The following is a 23,208-nucleotide window of genomic DNA, read 5'->3' on the forward strand; positions in this document are numbered from 1 at the left end:
GCGCGTGAGCAGCCCCCGGCTACAGCGTACGACTCAGCGCGGCTTGCGCATTCGCGTGCGGCGTCCGGCCAGGACTGCGACGCCCAGCATCAGCGCTGCCAGCATCCACTGACCCCATTGCGAAAGCGTGGGAATGGCCGCGGGGCTGCCGCCGGCAGCGGCGGCCACCACGGCCACGCCGCCCGGGTCACTGATGAAGGCGTTCACATCCAGGTCGTCATCGCCGTTCCTGCCGTCTTCAATCGTCAGCGTCACGCTGTTGTCGCTGGCGTTGAACTGCGCGCCGGTGAAGTGATACCAGTGCGGCGTTGCGTTGTCGGACGTGGGGCCGTACTTCCAGTACTGTGCATTGCGGGGCAGATTGTTCGGGAACGTGAGCTTGATGCTCACCGTGGATCCCGGCGCACCGTTGTGGACAGCGAAATCGAACAGGCCCAGCGGGAACTGAAGATTGGCAGGCGGTGCGTCGGCAGGTGACCTGATGTGCCCCTGCAGCGGGATGAAGCCCGCAGTCTGCGCCGGGCCTGTTCCCATGGGTGTGAAGACCCATGGGCTTCCCGCAGCAATCTCTGCTGAGACCGTCGTTCCGCCCACGGCACCGGTGATGGTGCTCAGAGAGTGGGGGGGCAGGGTGATCGTGAAGGTCTGGTTCACGGGCGTTGCCGCGGCGTACTCGGCATCGCCGGCCTGGCTGGCCTGCAGCGTGCAATCTCCCGTGCGCATCAGCCGCAGCGAGGTGCCGGTGACCACACAGGTCTGAGGAGTGAGGCTGCTGAAGCTGATCGGCAGGTTGGAGTTGGTTCCGGCGGCGTTTGCCAGCGACAGGGCCTGGGGGCTCAGATAACGCAGGGACGAGAAATCGAAGGTAATGTTCTGGATTGCCTTGCCGACTGCAATCTGTACCGAGCCGGTGGCCTGTGCATGGTTGGCATCGGCCGCCTTGGTCGCCGTCACCGTGCAGCTGCCTACGGCCGTGCCGGTGACGGTGTTGCCGAACAGCGTGCAGTTGCCAGCGCCTGCCGTCAGCGCCAGCGTGAGCACACCGCTGCCGCTGCCGCCAGTGACGGTGACCGTGCTGGAGTCGCCTTTGGGAATGCTGGCGGGTGATGCCACCACGGACAGGGCCACCTGGCTTGCCTGGGATACCGTCACCGAAGTGCTGGCCGTGGCCTCTTCATGGTCGGCATCCGCTGCCTTGGTGGCCGTGACCGTACAGGTTCCGATACCCAGGCCGGTGAGCGTGGAGCCCGCGATGCTGCAGGGGCCCGCGACGCTCAAGCCGATGGCGCCGGTGCCCGAGCCGCCCGTGGTGCTCAGTTGCGAAATGCCGCCAAAGCTGATGGCTGCAGGACTGGCCTGCACCGACAGTGCTGTCTGTCCAGCCTTGGCCACGATGACGGTGGTGCTGGCGCTGATGGCTTGGTGGTTGATGTCGCCAGCCTTGGTGGCCGTGATGGTGCAACTGCCGGCGCCAATGGCACTCAACTGGTTGCCCGTCACCGCGCAGAACTGGGCACCACCCGTCACGGCGTAGGTGACGGCGCCGCTGCCCGAACCCCCAGTGGTCGCCAGGGTTGCCGTGGCGCCGAAGGTCAGGGTCGAAGGCGTGGACTGCACGCTCAGGGTGACCTGGGCTGCAGGGGTCACGGTCACCACGGTGGTGGCCAGCGTGTCCTGGTAGTTGGCATCGCCCAGCTTGGTGGCGGTCACTGTGCAGGAGCCCGTGCCTTCCGCAGTGAGCGTGTTGCCGTTGACGGAGCAAAAGGCGGCTCCATCCGTGATGGAAAAGCCCACGGCGCCGGCCCCTGCGCCGCCACTGGTTGACAGCGCGGCCGTGCTGAAGGCCGCCAGCGTGCTGGGCGTTGCCATCGCCGTCAGAGCAGGCTGCTGGGCCTTGATCACCGAGATGTCCACGGTGGTCGTGGCGGCCAGGTAGCTGGCGTCTCCCGCCTTGGTCGCCGTCACGGTGCAATCGCCCACGGCCGTGGCTGTGACCGTGTTGCCTGTCAGGGTGCAATAGGCCGCGCCTGCGGTTACGGCGTAGCTGATGGCGCCTGCGCCAGAGCCGCCGTTGGTGCTCAGCGTGGTGGTGCTGGCATAGGGCAGGGTCTGGAGTGCTGCACTTGCCGTCAGTGCAGCCTGCGGGCTCTTGTCATTGGTCAGCGAGAACGAGGTGCTGGCCGCCCCTGCCTGCGCCGTCACGGTATAGCTGCCGGCGAACAGGTTGGCCGTGGCACTCAGCGATGCGATGCCCTGGGCGTTGGTCGTGACCGAGGTTCTTGTGGCAAAGGTGGTGGATGGCCCCGATGCGGCAGGCGCATTGAAGTCCACCATGATGCCGGCAAGCGGCTGGTCGTCGATGTCGGTGACCTTGACCGACAACGGCGTGGCAAAAGGCTGCTGGATGCGGGTGGACTGTTGAGAGCCAGTGAGCACCGCCATGGCCGCAGGTGGGCCGAAAGGATCGATGCGAAATACCAGGCCATTCGAAAGGCTCTCGTTTGCGCTGAGGGCGCTGTTCGCAGGGTTGGTCAGGCCGTTGGTGCCCGATGTGGTGGTGGCGCCGCCCACGGAAAGAAGGGTCCTGCCCTGCACATTGGTTGCGGCCAGGCTGCGCATGGCCTCGTTTTCCGAGGTGCCCAGGAACCCGGCATAGTCCCAGCTGTTCGGATTGTTGGTTGCGACGCTGACCAGGAAGCCGTCCTGCTTGCCACCTGGCGTGGTGGACAGGCCGCTTTGAGCCTTGACGGGAAAGCCTGCGCCATTGTTGGTGCTGCCCGTGGCGAACCAGCTCCTGCCGTCGCTGGCCAGCCCTTCCACGCTGTCGTAGCCATTGCCACCCAGGTAGGTGGCGTCCAGCACCTGGTCTCCTGATGCATTCAGGCGCAGTACAAAGCCGTCCATGCCGGTGCTGCGCGCGATCTGCGGCCCGAGGCCCTGGCGCCGTCCGCTGTTGTCGGCGGGAAAGTTGTCGGACCCGGTCTCCCCGCCCACGAGCAGTGAGCCGTCATACATCAGGTTCAGGGCCAGTGCACGGTCCGCACCGGCGCCCGAGCCTGTCAGCAGCGTGAAGTAGTCGAAGACGCTGCCGTCGGCCCGGATCTTGGCGACGAAGCCGTCTGATCCATCGATGGCGCGCGAATTGATTTGTGTCCTGAGGCCCGTGGCGCCCGGCATCCCCGAGACAGAGTCGGTCGCGCCAGCCACATAGGCCGCGCCGGTGCCGTCCACGGCAATGGCATATCCGATGTCGGCGCCGCCGTCGCCGCCGATGTATCCGGCGTACTCCAGCCCGCTGCCTGAAGCGTCGATGCGGGCCACGAAGGCATCCCGCATTTCTGACTGCGCAGGGCCGGAGCCGTGGTTGAGCTGCGGTCCGCTCACGGCAGGAAAGCCTTTGCCTTCCGTGAATCCGGTCACATAGACCCGGCCAAGGGTGTCCAGAGCCAGGGCATTGGCCTGATCGTCACCCGTTCCACCAATCAGGCCCGAATACAGAATGCCGGCACCGTCTGGTGCCAGGCGCATGACGAAGGCATCCCTATCCGTCGTGCTCTTGCTGCGCCGAAAGCGTTGGTTGGCATCTGTGCCAAGCAGGGGGAAGCCGGTGGATTCCGTGCTGCCCGCCAGGTGGATGCGGTTTTGTATGTCCACGGCCAGGCCGTTGCAGGCGTCGTCTTCCGATCCGCCCACATAAGTGACGCTCATGGGGACACCCTTGGGATCGAATCTGACGACGAAGGCATCCTCGCCACCTTTGCTGCTGCCCGCGTTGGGCAGGTCGGACGATTGCGTCACGCCACAGGCGTAGGTATTGCCGTCGCTGTCTCGCGCCACGGCGTTGACCTGGTCGGCCGAGTTGCCTCCGACCAGGCCCGAGTAGCCGGTCCAGGCCGGATCGATGACCAGCGGCAGGCCTTTGTCATGGCTGCCCAGCTCAAAGCCCACGCGCCAGGTGGTGGCGTCTAGCTGCTCCAGCCGGTAGCGGGCGGGCACGTCCACGCGGCCATTGCCCCGGGGTTGATAGACCAGCGGTGCATCGTCGGTGAAAAGGTCGTTGCCTATGCTCCACTGAAGCGCTCCCGAGGGCAGGATGCGTGCATCCGTGGCACCTTCCACGCGCAGCCAGACCAGCGAGGCATCGGCGCCAGGCGCCAGCTCAAACTGGTACTTGAGGCCACCGGGCTCACCCTGGAAGACGGCATCGATGCCGGGCCAGACACTGCGGTAGCCCAGCGCACCGAAGCTGCGCAGGCCCTTGCGCCATTGCGCGGCTTCGCCGACCAGCCAGTGGTAGAGCGTGGGCGAAGGGTGCAGGCCCTGCGGGGCCGACATGGTCCCGTTCTCGAAGCTGTAGCGCAGGCGCGAATCCGGGCGCAGGCTCAGGCTCCGGGCCACGCCGGATGCGGCCACCGACCGGCCTTGCACGCCGTTGATCTGGCCGGGCAGGTCGATGCTCATGCCTTGCGCATCGAAACTGATGCGCTTGCCTGCGGCCATGGCGCGAAAGCCGGCACCGGGTATCTCTATGAAGCGGTTGTCCCTGCCGGAGAATTCGCGTTGGACCAGGGGATCGGCCTGGACCCCCGTGGTCAGGGCCAACATGGTCAGGGCCGCAATGGAACTGCGCATAGGTGTACTCAGCTCCGTGCGGGGAAGATGCCCTGCAAGGCGATGATGAAGTTCATGACCAGGTAGGGCGGAAGATTGTTGTGTGGCTGGCTGCCGCCCGCAGGTTGAGGGGGAGCCATGGTGACCGCAGAGGTGTTGGAGGCTGGCGCGATGTAGGGGCGCGTCGGTGCGGTGCCCAGGACGGCGCCTGCCGGGCTTGCTACAGCGGGATCCGCAGGCGTGCCCGCTCGGGCCAGATGGCTGTGGACGGGAATTTCCGATGCCTGCAGCGTCACGGTTTCAACACCGCCGGATTCGCCCAGATCGCGCAGTGACAGTCCAGGTCCTTGGCCCGGGTGCATGGGCATGCGGCCCTGCAAGTCGGGAAGCGCGAAGTTGGACTTGCCATCTCCACCATATGCCGTTCCCAGCAGGGAAAACAGCGCCGTGTTCTGAGAAAGCGGTATGAGCTGACCATCGCAAAAGGCCCAGCCCTTGGGTGCGAAGTTGAACCCGCCAAGGCGGATTTCGGCGACGAAGGGATCGGACATGGTCTTCAGGTCTGAGAAGGAAAGAGGCCTTGCATGGCCATGCAAAAGCTCAGTGCCAGATAGGGCGGCATATTGAGGTGTGGCTGGCTGCCGCCCACATTGGCCAACAGGGCGGGCATGGTCGTATTGCCGCTTTGCGCATAGTGGCCGCGCGCCGCTGCAGGCAGGTTGCCGTTGCCCGATGTCGCCTGGCCCGTGGTGCCGGAAGCGGCCATGGCGTGGCTGTGCTGCGGTATCTCTGGCAGGGTCAGGGTATGGGCTTGCTCGCCTGCTCTCTCTCCCAGCGTATGGCCGGCTCCCATGTGCATGGGCATGCGGCCGCGCAGGTCGGGCAGTGCAAAGTTGGTCTGCCCGTTGCCACCGTAGGTGGTGCCCAGCAGCGAGAACAGTGCCTGGTTCTGGTTGATGGGCAGCAATTGCCCATTGCAAAGGGCCCAGCCTTTGGGGGCGAAGTTGAAGGAGAAGACGCGAACCTCTCCGAGAAAAGGGGTAGACATCAGGTGGGTGAGGGATAGATGCCGAACAGCGAGATGATGAAGTTCACGCAAAGATAGGGCGGCATATTGGTATGCGGCTGTGACCCACCGACCGCGCCCACCATCGAGGCCGCCATGGGCGTAGCGGGGGTACCGTTCGCAAAGGCCTTGTGATCCCTGTGCTTGGCAAACACCGCATCGGCGGGCGAGGCCAGAAATCCGGTGCCGGAGGACGCGGGGATGCCGTGCGTGTGGGCTGGAATCTGATTGACGGTCAGCGTGACCTCTTCGACTCCAGCGGCCTGTGCCAGCGTGAATTCGTTGCCTGCGTGCAGGGGGATGCGGCCACGCATGTCTGGCAGGGCGAACGTGCTTTGGCCATCACCGCCGTATGTCGTGCCGATCAGAGTGAAAAGGGTTTCGTATTCCGAGATGGGCATTTGCTGCCCTTCGCAGAACATCCAGCCTGATGGCGCGAAGTTGCCGGCAAACATCCGGATTTCCCCAACATAGGGTTGAGCCATGGCAAAGTGGGGTGAAGTTAGAAAACGTTAATAATTGCAAAATAGTTTAGTATGCCAACCTGTTGCGCGGCAAAAATATTTTGCTGCCGTTGCTTTGGCAGGAAGGGCCACGATGAAGACAGGACGCCGTGCTTTCATGCAGGTTGCAGGGGCCTTGCCCGCTGCAGCGGCCGTTTCCGGGATTCCAGTGATCGCCTGTGCGGCTGGCATGGAGTTGCGCCGCAGCCACTTTCAGCCGCTGCTGGGCCATAGCTTCTCGGTAGCAGGAGAAGTTTCCGAGTTACGTTTGGTTTCGTTGGCAGCGCTGCCGCACACACTGCAGGGCGACCGCTCTTTCAGCGCACTGTTCGAGTTGTCCCGCCCTGGCGCGTTGCTGCAGGACACCTGGGAAATCTCTCATCCGGCTCTGGGAAGCCACGCCGTCTTCCTGAGCCCCAGCGACGCGCAAGGCGGTCTGCTGGAAGCCGTGTTCAACCGCGGCTGAGCGCCGCGGTCCTGCGCATGCGCAGGTAGATGCCTTCCTGGTCCTGCTCGACAAAGCCCAAACGCGTATACAGGCGCCGGGCTGGATTGTTGGCTTCCACGAACAGCTGCATGTCGCGCCCTTCTTGATCTGCCCAGCCGGCCAGCCATTGCATGAGGGCCGTGCCCAGTCCCTGGCCTTGAACAGCGGCGTCGAGCGAGATGTCCATCACTCCCAATGGCCCGGGTGCGAGATTGAGGTAGAGCCGGCCTATAGGCAGACCTGCCCTCTCGATCACGAAAAACGCGCTGTGTGCGTAGTGCTTGCGGTAGTGCTGGTCCTGCAAAGCGAACTGCGAATCGCAGAAGGCATGCTTTTCAGCTTCGCTCCAGGGCACGGGCGCCAGTTCGGCAGCGCGTACCTGGCGGTACAGGGCGCGGAGAAAAGCGTAGTCGGCTTCTTCGGCCAGGCGCAGCCGCACATCCTCCAGATTCAGCGGTGGCAGCTCGGGCACGAACGGCTCAGACGGCATGGGAAAAGCAGGCCTCGTAATCGACATGGCCTGCCGACTGCGCAATGGGCGTGATGAAGATGGCGTAGTCACCGAGCTGCGCATGGCGCACGCGGTAAGTGCGCTGCGGCAGCTGCGGCTGGCGCGGACCGCGAAACACCAGGGAGAACTGCAGCATGCCGGGCGTGTCGGCCGATGTCTGCATTGCGCTGAGCACTTGCATATCGATGCCGATGGTGTGCTCGCCTTCGCGCATGAAGAAGCTCACGGTCTGCTGGGCCAGGGCCTGTGCGTCGCTCCACTGCAGGATTCGGGCGTAGAGCGCGTCGTCAATTTCGAAGTTCGCAGAGCTTGGTGCAGTCATTGGTGTAGAGGGGCATGTCGTTGGCGGCAGCCAGCATAGCCCAGGCTTTCGTTTGCTGGTGGCGGAACCCGCTGCTGTAACTGATTTTGGTGACTTGTTAAAAAGTACGGGTGCATGCAACATCGCGTTCAATAGCCATTGCGGCATTTTCTCCATTCATTTCCGTTTCCCCTTTTTATGCATCAAGCCTTTCGAGTCTTTTCATTGAGTGCGCTTGCCTGCGCGACTTTGTTTGCTTTTCCTCAATCGCATGCGCGGGAACTTGCCTCCATTGATGCCTTGGCGGACGCGCCGTTGCTTGTGCACGCCCAGTCTGCCCGCGCGACTGTTCTGCCTGAGCGAGTGCAAAAGCTCTCACGAGAGGAGCGTCTGGGCTTGCCCACCTTTGTTCAGTTGCGTACGGATCGCACGGGTCGCAGTGGCGAGGTACGGGCCCAGGCTGCGGCAGTCGACGCGGAAGGCGCGGCACGGCGTGAACTCAAAGCCGTGGCGGATCTCTACGGTCTGACTTCCCAGGAGGTGGATGCAGCGCCGCTTGGCCATGTGCAGGCTCTGCGGGGAGGTGCACGCTTGGTGAGCCTGGGCAACCAGCGCGATGGCATCGAGGTCTTTCGAGACCAGGCTACCGTCTTGCTCGATGGTCAGGCCCGGGCTGCGGCCATTGGAGGATATCTGGGAAGCACCGCACTGGCGGCGGCCTCGGGCTCGGCCAAGCTGGGCGCACCTGAGGCCGTGGCGAGGGCGTTGCAGGACTATGGTTTTGGGGCCGAGGTGGCGTCCTCGCTGCACGAGGTCGCTCCTCCCGCCAAATCAGAGGTGGGTCCCTACAAGTGGCTGGCGTTGCCGAAGGGGGTGAAGGGGGCGCATGGTGCCGTGCTTGAGGGCCCCGTGCGCGTCAAGCCTGTCTGGTTCCGCCTGCCCCAGGGCCTGAGTGCTGCTTTCTACGTTGAATTGCTGGTGAATGAGCAGGGTGAGGAGTACGGCTTCGCCTATGTGGTGGCTGCCGATGATGGCCGGCTGCTGCTGCGCAACAACCAGTCTGCCCATGCCCACGACTACCGGGTTTGGGCTGACCCTGTCTCGGGTGTGCCGCATCCCGGTCCTCAGGGGCGCAATGGCTCCCCACACCCCACGGGTCTGGCCGATGGCTATGCGCTGCCTCTGGTGCAGCCCAGCCTGGTGAGCGGTGGAGGGGGCGTCAACCCCTGGCTGGCTTCAGGGGCTACGCTGACCGACGGCAACAATGTTCAGGCCTTTGCCAACCTGGTCTTGCCAGATGGCCTCGGCCCCGTGGATGCCAACGAATGCGCCGGAGGTCCTGTTGCGGCGGACTTCCGCGCTTGCGTTACGGCCCCCGGGGTTTTTGACCATTACTACGATGTGACTCGGGGGGCCTTGGCAGACAAGACCCAGGCTGCAGCCTCCGTGGTGCAGTTGTTCTATGTGACCAACTGGCTGCACGATTGGTTTTATTCCGCTGGCTTCAACGAAGCGGCGGGCAATGCGCAGAACGACAACTTTGGGCGAGGTGGCCTGGGTGGCGATGCCCTGCTGGCCCAGGCCCTGGATTTCAGTGGGACGAACAATGCCAACATGCTGACGCGCGCTGATGGCGCGCCGTCCCGCATGCGCATGTATCGGTTCAACAACCGGGGCGTCAGCGCATCGGTACTGCCTCCTTCTTCGTTGGCTGGAGGTGTGTCCGTTGCAGGAGCTGCGTTCGGCCCGGAGCAGTTCGAGGTGGCCTCCGACCTTGTCTCCGCTCAGCCTGCCATTGCGTGCTCGGCGCTCACCAATGCGGCGGAAGTGGCTGGCAAGATTGCGCTGGTTGAGCGTGGTTCCTGCTCCTTCGATGCCAAGGTGGCTCAGGCGCAGAACGCAGGTGCTGTGGGTGTGGCGGTGATCAACAACGTGGCAGGCACGCCATCCCAGATGGGTGCCAACGATTCTTCGCTGAATATCACCATTCCCTCTGTTCATGTTGCACAGTCCGACGGCAATGCATGGAGAGCCCGGCTGACGGCTGGTGAGGTTGTGCCGTTGCGTCTCACGGGCATTGCTGCGGAGCGCAGCAGTGCGCTGGACGGCAGCATCATTGCCCACGAGTGGGGGCACTTCATCAGCAACCGCCTTATCGGCAATGCCAATGGCCTCGGGAGCAACCATGCGTCGGGCTTGGGCGAAGGCTGGGGAGACTTTCATGCCCTGCTGATGATGGTTGCCGACCAGGACCGCAACCAGGCCGGCAATCACCAATTCCAGGGCGCCTACAGCGTCGCCGCGTATTCGCTGGGAGCTGTCGAGGGCCCTGCAGATGCCGACATCCGCAATACGGCACTGTATGGCATGCGCCGCTATCCGTACTCCACGGATATGGCTAGGAATCCGTTGACGTTCAGGCATATACAGAATGGCATCTCTCTGCCTCCCAGCCCTGCGCCAGCCTTTGTGTCTGGCAATGCCGAGGTTCACAACATGGGGGAGGTATGGGCCTCCATGCTTTGGGAATGCTATGTGGCCCTGCTCAATGCCCATCCATTTCAAGAGGCCCAGGATCGCATGAAGCGCTACCTGGTCTCCGGCTACAAGCTCACCCCTGTCAATCCGCTGCTGACCGAGGCGCGCGATGCACTGCTGGCTGCCGCTTTGGCCGAGGATCCTGCCGATCACCAGCGCTTTGCCCAGGCCTTTGCCAAGCGCGGAGCAGGCACCTGGGCCCGGTCCATGGCCGATCGCTATTCAGAAACCAATGTGGGCGTGGTTGAAAGCTTCAGCCTCAGTGGTGCCTTGGAGCTCGATGCCATGGCCTTGAGCATGGCCGATGCCAACAGCCAGCGCTGCGATGCCGACGCCATCCTCGACAACGGCGAAACCGGCGTGCTTCGCCTTACCTTGCGCAATCGCGGCGCTTTGCCGGTGACAGGGGCACAGTTGCAGTTGTCGTCCAGCATGCCGGGACTGTCATTTCCTGACGGTGCAGCAGTCGCCGTGCCTGGCATCGGTGCAGGGCAGAGCCTGGTGGTCACGGCAAGTTTGAAGCTCGACGGCCTGTTGGTGCCCGCCAATGCACGCGTCACGGCCATGCTCAGCCATGCGGAGCAGGAAAACGGCCCGGTGCAGCAGCAATTGGATCTGCCTCTGAATATCGATGTGTTGCCGGGGCGACTGGCATCGGACGATGGGCAGGCTGTTCCCAGTGTCATGCAGATGGGCAGCAGCCTGCCTGTGTTTCCAGACAACTGGAGAGTGCGCGCCGATGGCGCCTCCAACCGTCTCTACGGCGGCGGCTCCCCCGAAGCGGCTGGCTCGCACTGGTTGATGACGCCACCGCTGCAGGTTGCCGCCACAGGCAACTTCATCGTGTCGTTCAATCACCGCTATCGTTTTGAGCAGGATGGCCAAAACAACTACGACGGCGGGCAATTGATGCTTTCCACGGACGACGGTGCGACATGGGCTCGCATCATGACTCCCGGCTATTCGGATTTGCTCTATGTGGGCTCCGGCAATCCTGCAGAAGGCCAGCCCGCCTATGTCGGCCAAAGTCCGCACTGGCCTGCGGCGGAAAGCGAACAGGTGAATCTGGGTCCCCTCTATGCCGGGCGGACTGTTCGGCTGGCCTGGGTCATCCAGACCGACATGGGGGGAGGCGAGGAAGGCTGGGAGGTTGACGACATCGTCATCTCGGGAATTTCCAACACGCCGTTTCCCGAAACCGTTGCCGACGCTCAGACCTGCGCTGCGCCAGGCGTACTGAGCACGGCAGCGGGCACGCCTCAATCGGCGCCTGTAGGGGCAGCATTCGGGCAGAGCTTGCGTGTCCGCTTGTTGGGCGCGGGTGGCGCGGCACTCGCGGGACGTCCTGTGAGCTTCACTGCGCCCGGGGCCGGTGCTTCGGCAAGCTTTGCCGGCGGGCAGGTGCAGACGCAGGTCAGCACCGATGCCAACGGCTATGCGGAGACTGCAGTCACTGCCAACGGCTTGATGGGCGACTATGCGGTGACTGCTACGGCAGCTGGTGGTTCAGCCAGCTTCACCCTGCGCAATACGGTTGCGCCAGTTGGCACGGGTGGGTTGGCGGGTGGTGGCGGGCTCTTGTCCGTCAGTGGTCCTTCGCCCAGCGGTGCGGGCACGGTGACGGTCACGGTTCAGTCGGCCGCACAGGCCTTGCCCGCGCATGCCTATTTCTCACAGGCCGGATTCAACACCACAATCGACGCTGGCGTGCCGCCACTGGCAGGCCGCAGCTTCCCTTTCGGGCTGGTGAGCTTTGTGCTTGAGAACGTGGGTGCGGGCAACTCCGTGCGCATGCGCCTCGACTATCCGTCTGCCGTGCCGGCCGGCGCAACCTACTGGAAATATGGCCGCAGCACCCCTGCGGGGGTGTTGCACTGGTACCAAATCCCGATTGTTGCCACCGGTTCATCCTGGGTGGAAATCGATCTCATTGACGGTGGTCAGGGCGATAGCGACGGCTTGAAGGACGGCCGTATCACCGACCCGGGCGGCTTGGCCATCCTGGCCGCACCTGTGGCGCCCGCGGGTGCCGCACCGATTCCCTTGCTTTCGCCTTGGTCACTCGGTTTGCTGGTCCTGTGCATGGCCTGGCTAGGCGGGCGGCGCAGACGGCGTGGATGAGGCCGGTTGCGCGCGATTCTTGGGCCATCGACTCCCTCAGCGCCCCCAGCGCAGCACCAGCGGATCGAGCCGCCGCGCAATGTCCAGCAACTGGCGGCGCACCTCGGGGTGCATGGGCGGCCAAGGCGCGCGCGGCGCGTCGCAGGCGATCACGCCGCCGGCCTTCATCAGCGCCTTGGCGGCCAGGAAGCCGGCCTGGCGGTTTTCGTGGTTGATCAGCGGCAGCCAGCGCTGGTAGAGGGCGAATGCGGTGTCGGGGTCGCCGTTTCTGTGCGCTTCGATGATGGGGCGTATGCCGTCGGCAAAGCCGCCGCCCGTCATGGAGCCCGTGGCGCCGGCCTGCAGGTCGGCCAGCAGGGTGATGGCTTCCTCGCCGTCCCAGGGGCCTTCGATGGCGTCGCCACCCAGCGCGATGAGCTCGCGCAGCTTGCCGGCGGCGCCTGCGGTTTCCATCTTGAAGTAGCAGACCTGCTCGATCTCGCGGGCCATGCGCGCGAGGAAGGCGGGGGGCAGCGGCGTGCCTGCGGCCGGCGCGTCCTGCACCATGATGGGAATGGCGATGGCATCGGACACGGCCTGGAAGAAGTCCTGGATCTGGGGCTCGCCGAAGCGGAAGGTGGCGCCGTGGTAGGGCGGCATGACCATCACCATGGCCGCGCCCATGTCCTGCGCGCGGCGGCTTCGCTCGGCGCACACGCGCGACGAGGTGTGCGTGGTGGTGACGATCACGGGCACGCGGCCCGCCACATGCTCCAGCGCCGTGCGCGTGAGCACCTCGCGCTCGTCATCGGCCAGCAGGAACTGCTCGGAGAAGTTGGCCAGGATGCACAGGCCGTCCACGCCCGAGTCGATCATGAAGTCCAGGCAGCGCCTCTGGCTGGCCAGGTCCAGCGTGCCGTCCTCGTGGAAGGTGGTGGGGACCACGGGGAAGATGCCGCTGTAGCGCGGCCGAGAAATTCCGGGCATGGCGTGCTCCCTCATTCGACGATGCGGAACTGGTCCAGGTACTCGGTCTTGAGCGTGAGGCCCAGGCCCGGCACATCGTCCCTGAGCTGCAGGAAGCCGTTCTCGGCCACGGGCTCGCCGTCGAAGATGTACCAGAACAGCTCGTTGCCCACCTCCACGTCGAAGATGGGGAAGTACTCGGCCATGGGCGAGGCCAGCGTGCTCATGGTCAGGTGGTAGTTGTGCATCTGGCCCGCATGCGGGATGACGGGCACGCTGAACGCCTCGCACAGCGCATTGATCTTGTGCGCCGCCGTGATGCCGCCCACGCGGTTGGTGTCGTACTGCACGACGCTGACGGCCTTCTTGTCCAGCAGTTGCTTGAAGCCGTAGAGGCTGAACTCGTGCTCGCCGCCCGAGATCGGAATGCTGCTGAGGCGGCTGAGTTCGGCGTAGCCGTCGATGTCGTCGGCGATCACGGGCTCCTCCAGCCAGCGCGGCTCGAACTTCTCCAGCTTGGGGAGCATGCGCCTGGCGTACTCCAGGTTCCAGCCCATGTAGCACTCCAGCATCAGGTCGCAGTCGTAGCCTATGACCTCGCGCACGGCCTCGACCGAGCGCAGGTTCTCGCGCACGCCTTCCTGCAGATGGGCCGGGCCGTAGCCGAAGCGCATCTTGAAGGCCTTGAAACCCTGGTCCAGGAATTTTTGCGCCTCTTGCTGCATGGCCTTGAGATCGGTGCGGTAGAGCTTGCTGTAGTAGCAGGGAATCCTTTCCTTGGTGCGCCCGCCCAGCAGCTTGAACACAGGCTTGTTCACGCTCTTGCCCAGGATGTCCCAGATGGCCAGGTCCACGGCCGAGATGGCGGCCATGGTCACGCCCTTGCGGCCCCAGGCGTGCGTGGCGCGGTACATGCGCTGCCACAGGTACTCGTAGTCCCATGGGTCGTGGCCGATGACCAGGGGCGCCAGGTACTCGTCGATGATGGCCTTGGCGATGCGCGGCGCCAGCGCCACGTTGCCCAGGCCGACGATGCCGTCGTCGGTCTCGATCTCCACCACCGTCCAGGAATGGAAGCGGAAGGTGGACATGGTCTCCTGCGGCGCATAGAGCAGGTCCATGGGGTTGGAGCAGAAGTTGCCCTGGGGCGGCACGGTCTTGCCTTGCCATTCGTAGACGCGGGCGCGGACGGATTTGATTTTCATGATGGTGATGGCGAGGGAGTGAAGTCAGTCAGGGCAGGCGCGCGGCGCCCATGCGGCAGGCGATCAGAAAGGCCTGCCACGTGGCCTCCACGCTGGCCCGGCCCTGGCCCGCGATGTCATAGGCCGTGCCGTGGGCCGGCGTGGTGATGGGGATCGGCAGGCCGCCCTGCACGGTCACGCCGCGCGAGAAGCCCAGCAGCTTGATGGCGATCTGGCCCTGGTCGTGGTACATGGTCACGATGGCCTGGTACTCGCCCGCCTGGGCCTTCAGGAAGATGGTGTCGGCCGGGAAGGGGCCGTGGAACGGATCGGGCGTGGGCCAGTCGCGGGCCTGCAGCGCGCGCACGGCCGGCGCGATGATGTCGATCTCCTCGCGCCCGCAGGTGCCGCCATCGCCGTTGTGCGGGTTGAAGCCCGCCACCGCCACCTTGGGGGCCGCCATGCCGCTGGCCAGCAGCGCGCGGTAGATCAGCTCGGCCGCCTGCGCTATGCGCTCCTGGCTCAGGTAGCCGGCCACGTCCCTGAGCGGCACATGCGACGAAATGCGCGAGGTCCACAGATCGCCCAGCGTATTGAATTCGCAGAAATAGCCAGTCACACCCAGGTACTCGGCAAAGTGGTGCAGCTCGTCCTCATGGCGCAGGCCGCCCAGCTTCATGGCCTGCTTGTTGAGCGGCGCAAAGCAGATGGCGTCGATCTGGCCGGCCTGGGCCGCGTCCATGCACCGGTCCAGCACCTGCAGCACCGAGCGCCCGCCTGCGGCTTCGGCACGGCCCTGGTGCACGGCATCGGGGGCCACCGTGTCCAGGGCCAGGAAGGCGGGCAGGGCGGTATCGGTGCGGCCCCGTGCATGGGCCATGCTGGCGATGGGCGCGGTGGCCACCTGCAGGCCCGCGATGCGCTGGCCCTGCTGCCACAGCCAGGGGTCGCCGGCCAGCACGATGTTGGCCTTTTGCATGGCCTCGGGCCGCGCCAGCAGGCGTGCGATCAGTTCGGCGCCTATGCCGGCGGGATCGCCCAGGGTCAGGGCGACGACGGGAAGTTCGGATGCGGGCATGTGCGGCTCAGTCGATCTTGATGTGGTTCTTGCGGATGATTTCGCCGAAGCGCTGGTACTCGGCCGTGTGGAAAGCGATGAACTCCGCCTGGCCCATGGGCTGCAGCTCGGCGCCCACGGCCTCCAGGCGCGTGCGCGTCTCGGGCATGGCCAGCACCTTGTTGACCTCGTCGTGCACCCGGGCCTGCACGGCGCGGGGTGTGGCCGCTGGCATGTAGATGCCGTACCAGGCGCCTATCTCCACGCCGGGCAGGCCGGCCTCGGCCAGCGTGGGCACCTGGGGCAGCTGGGCGTTGCGCCGGGCCGATGTCACGCCCAGGGCGCGCAGCTTGCCGGCCTTGATCTGGCCGATCACCGAAGGCATGGTGTCGAAGCTCATCTGCACCTGGCCGCTGACCAGGTCCACCAGGGCGGCGGCGCTGCCCTTGTAGGGCACGTGGGTCAGTTCAATGCCGGCCGCGTCCTTGAACATCTCGGCCGCGATGTGCTGGGTGCTGCCCGTGCCGCTGCTGGCGAAGTTGATCCTGCCGGGCTCCTTGCGGGCCAGGGCGACCAGTTCCTGCACCGAGTTGGCGGGCAGGTTGTTGCCCACCACCAGCACATTGGGCACTGCGCCCACATAGGCCACGGGCACCAGGTCGCGGTTGCTGTCGTAGCCCAGCTTGAGCAGGTGCGGGGCAATGGCATGGGCCGTGACCACGCCCATCACCATGGTGTGCCCGTCCGTGGACTTGGCCGTCATGTCCACGGCCAGGGTGTTGGAGACGCCGGGGCGGTTTTCCACGATCACCGGCTGGCGCAGCAGCGGCGCCAGCCGGTCGGCCACGGCGCGGGCCATGGCATCCGTGCCGCCGCCCGGGGCCGAGCCCACAAGCATGCGCACGGGCCGCGTGGGCCAGTCCGGCGGGGTTTGGGCCAGGGCGATGGCGGGCAGCAGGGCAGCTGCGGCCAGCAGCAGGGGGCGGCGTTGCATGTCTTGTCTCCGGTGCTTTTGTTGTGGACCCATGCTAGGCAGATGATTGATTGCCGTAAACTGAAAGTTGCTGATGAATCAATAACCTTGGGTAATCAATTCACGGGATATTGCTATGGGCTCCATCGACCGCAGGGACAGCACGCCGCAACTGCTCAACCGCCTGCGCATGCGGCAGGTGGCGCTGATGCTGGCCATCGACCAGAAGGGCACGCTGCGCGGCGCCGCAGCCGAGCTGGGACTGAGCCAGCCGGCCGCCACCAAGATGCTGCATGAGCTGGAAAGCGCGCTGGGCCTGCCCCTGTTCGACCGCGTGGGGCGCGGCCTGCAGCTGAACGCGGCGGGCGAGCGCGTGACGGGCTACTTCCGCCACCTGCGCGGCGGCATGGAGGCGCTGAACCGCGAGCTGCAGGAACTGCGCGAGGGCTGTGCGGGGCGGCTGGCCGTGGGCAGCATCATGGCGGCCTCGCCGGGGCGGCTCACGCAGGCGCTGCTGGCGCTCAAGCGCCAGTGGCCGCTGCTGTCCATCGAGGTGGCCGTGGACACCAGCGACCGGCTGCTGGCGCAGTTGCAGGACGGCGTGCTGGAGGTGGTGGTGGGCCGGCAGACCGGGCAGGCCGATCCCGCCCATCTGTTCCGCACGATTGATGACGAGGCCCTGTCCATCATCGTGGGCTGCAGCCATCCGCTGGCGCGTGCCCGCAGCGTGGGCTTTGCGCAGCTGCAGGCCCATGGCTGGGTGCTGCAGCCGCCCGGCAGTCCCATGCGCGCACTGATCGACCAGGAATTCCAGGCCCATGGCCTGCCGCTGCCGCGCGGCCTGATCGAGACGGGCTCCATCCTCACCACCATGAACCTGGTGCGCAACTCCGACCTGATCGCCGTGATTCCGCAGGCCGTGGCCCGGGACAGCGCCGCGCACGGCATGGTCCGCATCCTGCCCTATCGCATGCGCCGCAACCTGCAGGCCTACGGCAGCCTGGTGCGCCGCGACCGGCCGCTGAGCCAGGCGGCCGACAGCTTTCTGGCGCTGTTGCATGGGCAGGAGCCGCCGCCGGCATCCGCGCCCTAGCCGATGTACCGCGCCAGATGCGGGCTGACCCGCTTGCAGTAGCTCTTGCAGACCCGGCGCAGCACCTGGGCGGTGTCGGTGACGCCGGGCGGCGGGCTCTTGGGGTACCAGGTGGTGATGCGAAAGGAAGGCGGCGTGGGCAGCTCCAGCTCCACCAGCTCCCCGCTTTCGAGCTGCGGCGCCACCAGCATGCCGTGCATGATGGCGACGCCCAGGCCCTCGCGCACCAGCGAGACCAGGGCCGCCAGCGAGGGCGATCCCGAGATGCGCAGATCGCTGGAGACCATGCCGCTTTGCACGGCCAACTGCTGTGCCATCGCCACGGCCTGCTCGTAGGGGCCCGTGCCCCGCATCTGGGTCAGCAATTGCTTGCCCAGCGCCTTGTGCAGACCATCCTTCCTGGGCACCAGGCCCCGCCTGGCAATCCAGTGCACGGGCACTTCCAGCAGGTTCTCGACCACGGCGAACTGGGGGTCCACGCCGCTGCCGGTGCGCACGATCAGGTCCAGGTCGCGCCGCATCATCTGCTCCGACAGGTGGGTGCTCAGATCGACGGTCAGGTCCAGCTCGATGTGCGGCAGGCTGGCGCCCATCGCCTTGACGAATTCGGGCAGGAAGGTGTGTACCGCCGTCTCCAGCACGCCGACCCGCAGGCGGCAGCCGATGGCGTCGTCGGACCTGGCGGCACGCTCCAGGGTGCGTGTGGCTTCGATGACGGCTTCCGCATGCCGCAGCAAGCGGGCGCCGGCATCGGTGATCTGCAGCGTCTTGCGGTCCCAGTGGAACAGGGTCACGCCCAGGTCCGACTCCAGCCCGCGGATGCGCATGGAGACGGCGCCGGGGCTGGCGTGCACCAGTTCGGCCACGCGGCGCACGCTGCCGATGCGTGCCAGCAGCACAAAGGTTTCAAGAAAACGGATGTTCATGGGGGTGCTGCGCGGGCTGCAGTGGCTGTTCAGTTTTCCTGGGGGAGGCTGCGCACAATTCCTGAGTGGACCGGTGGCCTGCTGCTTTTTACATTGGGGGGCATCTCCATTCAATAGAGGCTCCCCCATGACGCATTGGACCCATCCGACCGAGTTCCGCCAGGAGGTGCGCGCCGGACGCTTTCGCGGGCAGACGGCCGGGCAGTGCCCCGGCTACACCCAGGGCAACCTGGCGATACTGCCGCGCGAGTGCAGCGAGGAGTTCCTGCGCTTTGCCCGGCTGAATCCCAAGTCCTGCCCGCTGATCGGCGTGACCGAGCCCGGCAGCAGCCGCGTGCCCGAGCTCGGCGATATCGATCTGAAGACCGATCTGCCCTCGTACTGGGTGTTTCGCGATGGTCACAGGGCCGAGCAGGTGAATGACCTCACGGGCCTGTGGCGCGACGACCTGGTGGGCTTCGTCATCGGCTGCTCCTATTCCTTCGAGGACGCGCTGCGCGACGCGGGCGTGCCCGTGCGCCATATCGACGAGGGCCGGGGCGCTCCCATGTTCATCACCGACATTGCCAACGGCCAGGCGGGCCGGTTCGGTGGCCGGATGGTGGTCAGCATGCGGCCCATGACGGCCGCCCAGGCCATCCGTGCGATCCAGGTGACTTCGCGCTTTCCCAGCGTGCATGGGGCGCCCGTGCACCTGGGCGACCCCGCGCAGATCGGCATTGCCGATATCGAGCGGCCGGACTTCGGCGAGCCCATGGCGCTCAAACCCGGGGAGATCCCCGTGTTCTGGGCCTGCGGCGTGACGCCCCAGCAGGCCATCCGCTCGGCGGCCCTGCCATTCGCCATCACGCACGAGCCGGGCCACATGCTGGTGACGGAGTTGCGCAACAGCCATCTGGCCGCGTTCTGACGGCCTGCCCGCCCGCCTGCCTGGCATGGGGCCCGCTTCGGCGGGCCTTTTTCTTTGCGTCGCCGGCCGGCAAGGGGCCGCTCCTGTTCAGTTTTCGTGAACAGAGGGGGCGAAAACTTCTCGATGGACGCGGTCCAGGGGCACTTTTAGATTGGACGCCAGTGGTGGGCACCGGCGGAGGGCCGTGCTCCAGGCCACGGTTTTCCTGACTTCAACTTCGAGACAAACGGGTTCCGACACCATGCAAGAACGCTCCACTCCCCATGACAGGCGCTGGCAATTCTGGATAGACCGCGGCGGCACATTCACCGACATCGTGGGCAAGCGGCCCGATGGCAGCCTGGCCACGCACAAGCTGCTGTCGGAAAACCCCGAGCAGTACCGTGATGCGGCCGTGGCCGGCATCCGCCACCTGCTGGGCCTCAAGCCCGGCGAGCCGGTCACGCCGGACCTTGTGGAGTGCGTGAAGATGGGCACCACGGTGGCCACCAATGCGCTGCTGGAGCGCAAGGGCGAGCCCACGCTGCTGGTGACCACGCGGGGCTTTCGTGATGCGCTGCGCATTGCCTACCAGAACCGCCCGCGCCTGTTCGACCGGCATATCCAGCTGCCCGAGCTGCTGTACAGCGAGGTGGTGGAGGCGCTTGAGCGCGTGGATGCCCGTGGGGAAGTGCAGCAGGAACTGGACGTGCTGCACCTGCACACCGCGCTGCTGCAGGCCCATGCCCGGGGCCTGCGCAGCGTGGCCATCGTCTTCATGCATGGCTACCGCTACATGCGGCACGAGCAGATTGCGGCGCGCATTGCGCGGCAGGCGGGATTCACGCAGGTCAGCACCTCGCACGAGACCAGCCCGCTGATGAAGTTCGTGAGCCGGGGCGACACAACGGTGGTCGATGCCTACCTCTCACCCATCTTGCGCCGCTATGTACAGCAGGTGGCTGGCGAGATGCCGGGCGTGCGGCTGTTTTTCATGCAGTCCTGCGGCGGGCTGGCCGATGCGGGCAGCTTCCAGGGCAAGGATGCCATCCTGAGCGGGCCGGCCGGCGGCATCGTGGGCATGGCCCGCACGGCAGGGCTGGCCGGGCACGACAAGGTCATCGGCTTCGACATGGGCGGCACCTCCACCGATGTCAGCCACTACGCTGGCGCCTTCGAGCGCGAGTTCGAGACCCAGGTGGCCGGTGTGCGCATGCGCGCGCCGATGATGAGCATCCACACGGTGGCCGCCGGTGGCGGCTCGGTACTGGCCTATGACGGCTCGCGCTTTCGCGTGGGACCGGAGAGCGCGGGTGCCAACCCCGGCCCCGTGAGCTACCGCCGTGGCGGGCCCCTGGCCGTGACCGATGCGAACGTGATGGTGGGCAAGGTCCAGCCCCGCTACTTCCCCAGCGTGTTCGGCCCGGCCGCCAACGAGCGGCTCGATGGCGAGGCCGTGCGGGCGCGCTTCGATGAACTGGCGGTGCAGACGGGGCGCAGGCCCGAGGAAGTGGCCGAAGGCTTCATCCGCATCGCCGTGCAGCAGATGGCCAACGCCATCAAGAAGATCAGCGTGGCGCGCGGCTATGACGTGACGCGCTACACGCTGCAGTGCTTTGGCGGCGCGGGTGGCCAGCATGCCTGCCTGGTGGCCGATGCCCTGGGCATGACCCGTGTGTTCGTGCATCCGCTGGCCGGCGTGCTCAGCGCCTACGGCATGGGCCTGGCGGACCAGACCGTCATCCGTGAACAGGCGATGGAGGTGGCGCTGTCTGCTGCGGCCTTGCCGCTGATCGCGGAGTCGCTGGATTCGCTGGGCGACGCGGCCAAGGCCGAGCTTGAGCGCCAGCAGGTCGGCGCCAGTCCCGTGCAGGTACGCTACAACGTGCATGTGCGCTATGAGGGCACGGATTCCGCCCTGGCCGTGCCCTTCGGCGGGCTGGACGACATTCAGGCGGCCTTCGAGTCGGCCTATCGCCAGCGGTTCGCCTTCCTGATGGCGGGCAAGGGCCTGGTGGTGGAAGCCGTTTCCGTCGAAGCCGTGATTGCGGGCGATGCGCCCAGCGAGCCGGTGCTGCAGGAGCATCCGCCGCGCGAGCATCCGCGCCGCGAAACCGTGCGCATGTACTCCGACGGTGCCTGGCATGACGCGGCCCTGGTGGTGCGCGAGGACCTGCGGCCCGGCGACGCCATTCCCGGCCCGGCCATCATCGCCGAGCGCAATGCCACCACGGTGGTCGAGCCTGGCTGGCTGGCGCGGCTCACGGCGCTGGACCATCTGGTGCTGGACCGCGTGGTCGCGCGCAAGATCGAGTACGCGGCCGGCACCTCGGTGGACCCGGTGCTGCTGGAGGTCTTCAACAACCTGTTCATGAACATCGCCGAGCAGATGGGCCTGCAGCTGCAGAACACGGCCTACTCGGTGAACATCAAGGAACGGCTGGACTTCAGCTGCGCGCTGTTCGACGCCGAGGGCCATCTCATCGCCAATGCGCCGCACATGCCCGTGCACCTGGGCTCCATGGGCGAGAGCATCCAGACGGTGATCCGCAAGAACGCCGGGCGCATGGCCCAGGGCGATGTCTATGTGCTCAACGACCCCTACCAGGGCGGCACCCACCTGCCCGACATCACGGTCATCACGCCCGTGTACGTGGCCGACGAGGCCTCCCCCACCTTCTACGTGGGCAGCCGGGGCCACCATGCCGACGTGGGCGGCATCACGCCCGGTTCCATGCCGCCGTTTTCCACGCGCATCGAGGAAGAGGGCGTGCAGATCGACAACTTCAAGCTGGTCGATCGCGGCGTGCTGCGCGGCCAGGAGATGGTCGAGCTGCTGCAAAGCGGCGAGTACCCGAGCCGCAACCCGCACCAGAACCTGGCCGACCTGAAGGCCCAGATCGCGGCCAATGAAAAAGGCGTGCAGGAGCTGCGCAAGATGGTGGCCCAGTTCGGCCTGCCCGTGGTGCAGGCCTATATGGGCCATGTGCAGGACAACGCCGAGGAGTCGGTGCGCCGCGTCATCACGCGGCTCAGGAACGGGCAGTTCACGCTGCCGCTGGACAACGGCGCGCAGATCCGCGTGGCCGTCACCGTGGATACGGCGGGCCGCAACGCGATCATCGACTTCTCGGGCACCAGCGCCCAGCAGACCAACAACTTCAATGCGCCGCGCGCCGTGTGCATGGCGGCCGTGCTGTACGTGTTCCGCACGCTGGTGGACGACGACATCCCGCTCAACGCGGGCTGCCTCAAGCCCTTGAAGGTCATCATTCCCCAGGGCTGCATGCTCAACCCCAATGCACCGGCCTCGGTGGTGGCGGGCAACGTGGAGACCTCCACCTGCATCACCAATGCGCTGTTCGGCGCGCTGGGCGTGATGGCGGGCAGCCAGCCCACCATGAACAACTTCACCTTCGGCAATGCGCGCCACCAGTACTACGAAACCATTGCCGGCGGCAGCGGCGCGGGCGCGGTGCTGGACGCCGAGGGCCGGGTGGAGCGCGGGTTCAACGGCACCAGCGTCGTCCAGACGCACATGACCAATTCGCGCCTGACAGATCCAGAGGTGCTGGAGTTCCGCTTCCCCGTCATGCTGGACAGCTATGCCATCCGCGAAGGCTCGGGCGGCAGCGGGCGCTGGCATGGGGGCAGCGGCGGTGTGCGGCGCGTGCGCTTCCTGGAAGCCATGACGGCCAGCATTCTGTCCAACGGACGCCTGAACCCGGCCTTCGGCATGGCGGGCGGCCAGCCGGGGCAGCCGGGCATCAACCGTGTGCTGCGCGCCGATGGCCAGGTCGAGGCGCTGGAGCACATCGGCGCCGTGCAGATGCAGCCCGGCGATGTGTTCGAGGTCTGCACGCCGGGGGGCGGCGGCTACGGAACGGCGGCCTGACACACCGCCTGCAGGGGTCTGTCCGGGTGGTGGATGAGGGCCGCCCGGCCAGGCCTGGTTCATCACCGATGCAATGCCATTGAAGGCAAGACGCTTCTCCATACCGAA

The 23,208-nt window shown here is 66.0% G+C and carries 16 protein-coding genes; 5 read left to right on the top strand and 11 right to left on the bottom strand.

The window, feature by feature from the left end; genetic code table 11:
• Positions 1-33: 33 nt before the first annotated feature.
• The 4 genes from DELCS14_RS09265 to DELCS14_RS09280 are packed head-to-tail and all read right to left on the bottom strand — an operon-like array spanning position 34 to position 6,132.
• Positions 34-4,632, bottom strand: coding sequence for an IPTL-CTERM sorting domain-containing protein (locus tag DELCS14_RS09265; protein WP_013801403.1), 4,599 nt, complete (start codon positions 4,630-4,632; stop codon positions 34-36).
• A gap of 8 nt (positions 4,633-4,640) precedes the next feature.
• Positions 4,641-5,162, bottom strand: coding sequence for a tail fiber protein (locus DELCS14_RS09270; protein WP_013801404.1), 522 nt, complete (start codon positions 5,160-5,162; stop codon positions 4,641-4,643).
• Positions 5,163-5,167: 5 nt separating this feature from the next.
• On the bottom strand, positions 5,168-5,659 hold the full coding sequence (locus tag DELCS14_RS09275) for a tail fiber protein (RefSeq protein WP_013801405.1): 492 nt from the start codon (positions 5,657-5,659) through the stop codon (positions 5,168-5,170).
• Positions 5,659-6,132: a tail fiber protein gene (locus tag DELCS14_RS09280; protein ID WP_043795894.1), complete on the bottom strand. Its 474-nt coding sequence runs from the start codon at positions 6,130-6,132 to the stop codon at positions 5,659-5,661. The genes DELCS14_RS09275 and DELCS14_RS09280 overlap by 1 nt, the downstream gene beginning before the upstream one ends.
• Positions 6,133-6,274: 142 nt before the next feature.
• Here DELCS14_RS09280 and DELCS14_RS09285 point away from each other — a divergent pair, with 142 nt between their 5' ends.
• Entirely contained in the window at positions 6,275-6,646 is a 372-nt protein-coding gene (locus DELCS14_RS09285; RefSeq protein WP_043795897.1) for a hypothetical protein, read from the top strand.
• On the opposite strand, the gene DELCS14_RS09290 is transcribed toward DELCS14_RS09285, so the two are convergent.
• The gene (locus tag DELCS14_RS09290) at positions 6,633-7,157 is read right to left on the bottom strand and encodes a GNAT family N-acetyltransferase (RefSeq protein ID WP_013801408.1); all 525 of its coding nucleotides are present in this window, start codon (positions 7,155-7,157) and stop codon (positions 6,633-6,635) included. The two genes, DELCS14_RS09285 and DELCS14_RS09290, sit on opposite strands and share 14 nt — an antisense overlap.
• Positions 7,147-7,500 carry a hypothetical protein gene (locus DELCS14_RS09295; RefSeq protein ID WP_013801409.1) on the bottom strand — a complete coding sequence of 118 codons (354 nt, stop codon included), beginning with the start codon at positions 7,498-7,500 and terminating at the stop codon, positions 7,147-7,149. The genes DELCS14_RS09290 and DELCS14_RS09295 overlap by 11 nt, the downstream gene beginning before the upstream one ends.
• 177 nt (positions 7,501-7,677) lie before the next feature.
• Between DELCS14_RS09295 and DELCS14_RS09300 the strand changes: the two genes are divergently transcribed.
• Entirely contained in the window at positions 7,678-12,138 is a 4,461-nt protein-coding gene (locus DELCS14_RS09300; protein ID WP_013801410.1) for an XrtH-dependent M36 family metallopeptidase, read from the top strand.
• Positions 12,139-12,174: 36 nt separating this feature from the next.
• Here DELCS14_RS09300 and DELCS14_RS09305 read toward each other — a convergent pair whose 3' ends face one another.
• From DELCS14_RS09305 to DELCS14_RS09320, 4 genes are read right to left on the bottom strand one after another with little or no spacing between them, the layout of a single operon-like run.
• A complete protein-coding gene (locus DELCS14_RS09305; RefSeq protein ID WP_013801411.1) occupies positions 12,175-13,104 on the bottom strand; it encodes a dihydrodipicolinate synthase family protein in 930 nt (309 codons plus the stop codon).
• Between the two features lie 11 nt (positions 13,105-13,115).
• Positions 13,116-14,288, bottom strand: coding sequence for an L-rhamnonate dehydratase (locus DELCS14_RS09310; protein ID WP_013801412.1), 1,173 nt, complete (start codon positions 14,286-14,288; stop codon positions 13,116-13,118).
• 28 nt (positions 14,289-14,316) lie between these two features.
• Complete coding sequence (locus DELCS14_RS09315; protein ID WP_013801413.1) at positions 14,317-15,345, bottom strand: 4-hydroxythreonine-4-phosphate dehydrogenase PdxA; 1,029 nt, start codon at positions 15,343-15,345, stop codon at positions 14,317-14,319.
• A gap of 7 nt (positions 15,346-15,352) precedes the next feature.
• The gene (locus DELCS14_RS09320; RefSeq protein WP_013801414.1) at positions 15,353-16,318 is read right to left on the bottom strand and encodes a tripartite tricarboxylate transporter substrate binding protein; all 966 of its coding nucleotides are present in this window, start codon (positions 16,316-16,318) and stop codon (positions 15,353-15,355) included.
• Positions 16,319-16,433: 115 nt separating this feature from the next.
• Between DELCS14_RS09320 and DELCS14_RS09325 the strand changes: the two genes are divergently transcribed.
• A complete protein-coding gene (locus DELCS14_RS09325; RefSeq protein WP_013801415.1) occupies positions 16,434-17,390 on the top strand; it encodes a LysR family transcriptional regulator in 957 nt (318 codons plus the stop codon).
• Here the strand turns inward: DELCS14_RS09325 and DELCS14_RS09330 are convergent.
• The gene (locus DELCS14_RS09330; RefSeq protein ID WP_013801416.1) at positions 17,387-18,316 is read right to left on the bottom strand and encodes a LysR family transcriptional regulator; all 930 of its coding nucleotides are present in this window, start codon (positions 18,314-18,316) and stop codon (positions 17,387-17,389) included. The two genes, DELCS14_RS09325 and DELCS14_RS09330, sit on opposite strands and share 4 nt — an antisense overlap.
• A gap of 127 nt (positions 18,317-18,443) precedes the next feature.
• Here DELCS14_RS09330 and DELCS14_RS09335 point away from each other — a divergent pair, with 127 nt between their 5' ends.
• Both DELCS14_RS09335 and DELCS14_RS09340 read left to right on the top strand, forming a co-directional pair.
• The gene (locus DELCS14_RS09335) at positions 18,444-19,226 is read left to right on the top strand and encodes a putative hydro-lyase (RefSeq protein ID WP_013801417.1); all 783 of its coding nucleotides are present in this window, start codon (positions 18,444-18,446) and stop codon (positions 19,224-19,226) included.
• Between the two features lie 241 nt (positions 19,227-19,467).
• Positions 19,468-23,100 (top strand): hydantoinase B/oxoprolinase family protein, encoded by a 3,633-nt coding sequence (locus DELCS14_RS09340; protein ID WP_013801418.1) that lies wholly within the window; start codon positions 19,468-19,470, stop codon positions 23,098-23,100.
• Positions 23,101-23,208: the final 108 nt, after the last annotated feature.

This window comes from Delftia sp. Cs1-4 (genome assembly GCF_000214395.1).
Taxonomy (GTDB): domain Bacteria; phylum Pseudomonadota; class Gammaproteobacteria; order Burkholderiales; family Burkholderiaceae_C; genus Comamonas; species Comamonas acidovorans.

What these genes read in the sequence shown, in the direction of transcription:
- DELCS14_RS09265 (WP_013801403.1), bottom strand. Translation starts at nt 4,632, where the DNA reads ATGCGCAGTTCCATTGCGGCCCTGACCATGTTGGCCCTGACCACGGGG.
- DELCS14_RS09270 (WP_013801404.1), bottom strand. Translation starts at nt 5,162, where the DNA reads ATGTCCGATCCCTTCGTCGCCGAAATCCGCCTTGGCGGGTTCAACTTC.
- DELCS14_RS09275 (WP_013801405.1), bottom strand. Translation starts at nt 5,659, where the DNA reads ATGTCTACCCCTTTTCTCGGAGAGGTTCGCGTCTTCTCCTTCAACTTC.
- DELCS14_RS09280 (WP_043795894.1), bottom strand. Translation starts at nt 6,132, where the DNA reads ATGTTTGCCGGCAACTTCGCGCCATCAGGCTGGATGTTCTGCGAAGGG.
- DELCS14_RS09285 (WP_043795897.1), top strand. Translation starts at nt 6,275, where the DNA reads ATGAAGACAGGACGCCGTGCTTTCATGCAGGTTGCAGGGGCCTTGCCC.
- DELCS14_RS09290 (WP_013801408.1), bottom strand. Translation starts at nt 7,157, where the DNA reads ATGCCGTCTGAGCCGTTCGTGCCCGAGCTGCCACCGCTGAATCTGGAG.
- DELCS14_RS09295 (WP_013801409.1), bottom strand. Translation starts at nt 7,500, where the DNA reads ATGACTGCACCAAGCTCTGCGAACTTCGAAATTGACGACGCGCTCTAC.
- DELCS14_RS09300 (WP_013801410.1), top strand. Translation starts at nt 7,678, where the DNA reads ATGCATCAAGCCTTTCGAGTCTTTTCATTGAGTGCGCTTGCCTGCGCG.
- DELCS14_RS09305 (WP_013801411.1), bottom strand. Translation starts at nt 13,104, where the DNA reads ATGCCCGGAATTTCTCGGCCGCGCTACAGCGGCATCTTCCCCGTGGTC.
- DELCS14_RS09310 (WP_013801412.1), bottom strand. Translation starts at nt 14,288, where the DNA reads ATGAAAATCAAATCCGTCCGCGCCCGCGTCTACGAATGGCAAGGCAAG.
- DELCS14_RS09315 (WP_013801413.1), bottom strand. Translation starts at nt 15,345, where the DNA reads ATGCCCGCATCCGAACTTCCCGTCGTCGCCCTGACCCTGGGCGATCCC.
- DELCS14_RS09320 (WP_013801414.1), bottom strand. Translation starts at nt 16,318, where the DNA reads ATGCAACGCCGCCCCCTGCTGCTGGCCGCAGCTGCCCTGCTGCCCGCC.
- DELCS14_RS09325 (WP_013801415.1), top strand. Translation starts at nt 16,434, where the DNA reads ATGGGCTCCATCGACCGCAGGGACAGCACGCCGCAACTGCTCAACCGC.
- DELCS14_RS09330 (WP_013801416.1), bottom strand. Translation starts at nt 18,316, where the DNA reads ATGAACATCCGTTTTCTTGAAACCTTTGTGCTGCTGGCACGCATCGGC.
- DELCS14_RS09335 (WP_013801417.1), top strand. Translation starts at nt 18,444, where the DNA reads ATGACGCATTGGACCCATCCGACCGAGTTCCGCCAGGAGGTGCGCGCC.
- DELCS14_RS09340 (WP_013801418.1), top strand. Translation starts at nt 19,468, where the DNA reads ATGCAAGAACGCTCCACTCCCCATGACAGGCGCTGGCAATTCTGGATA.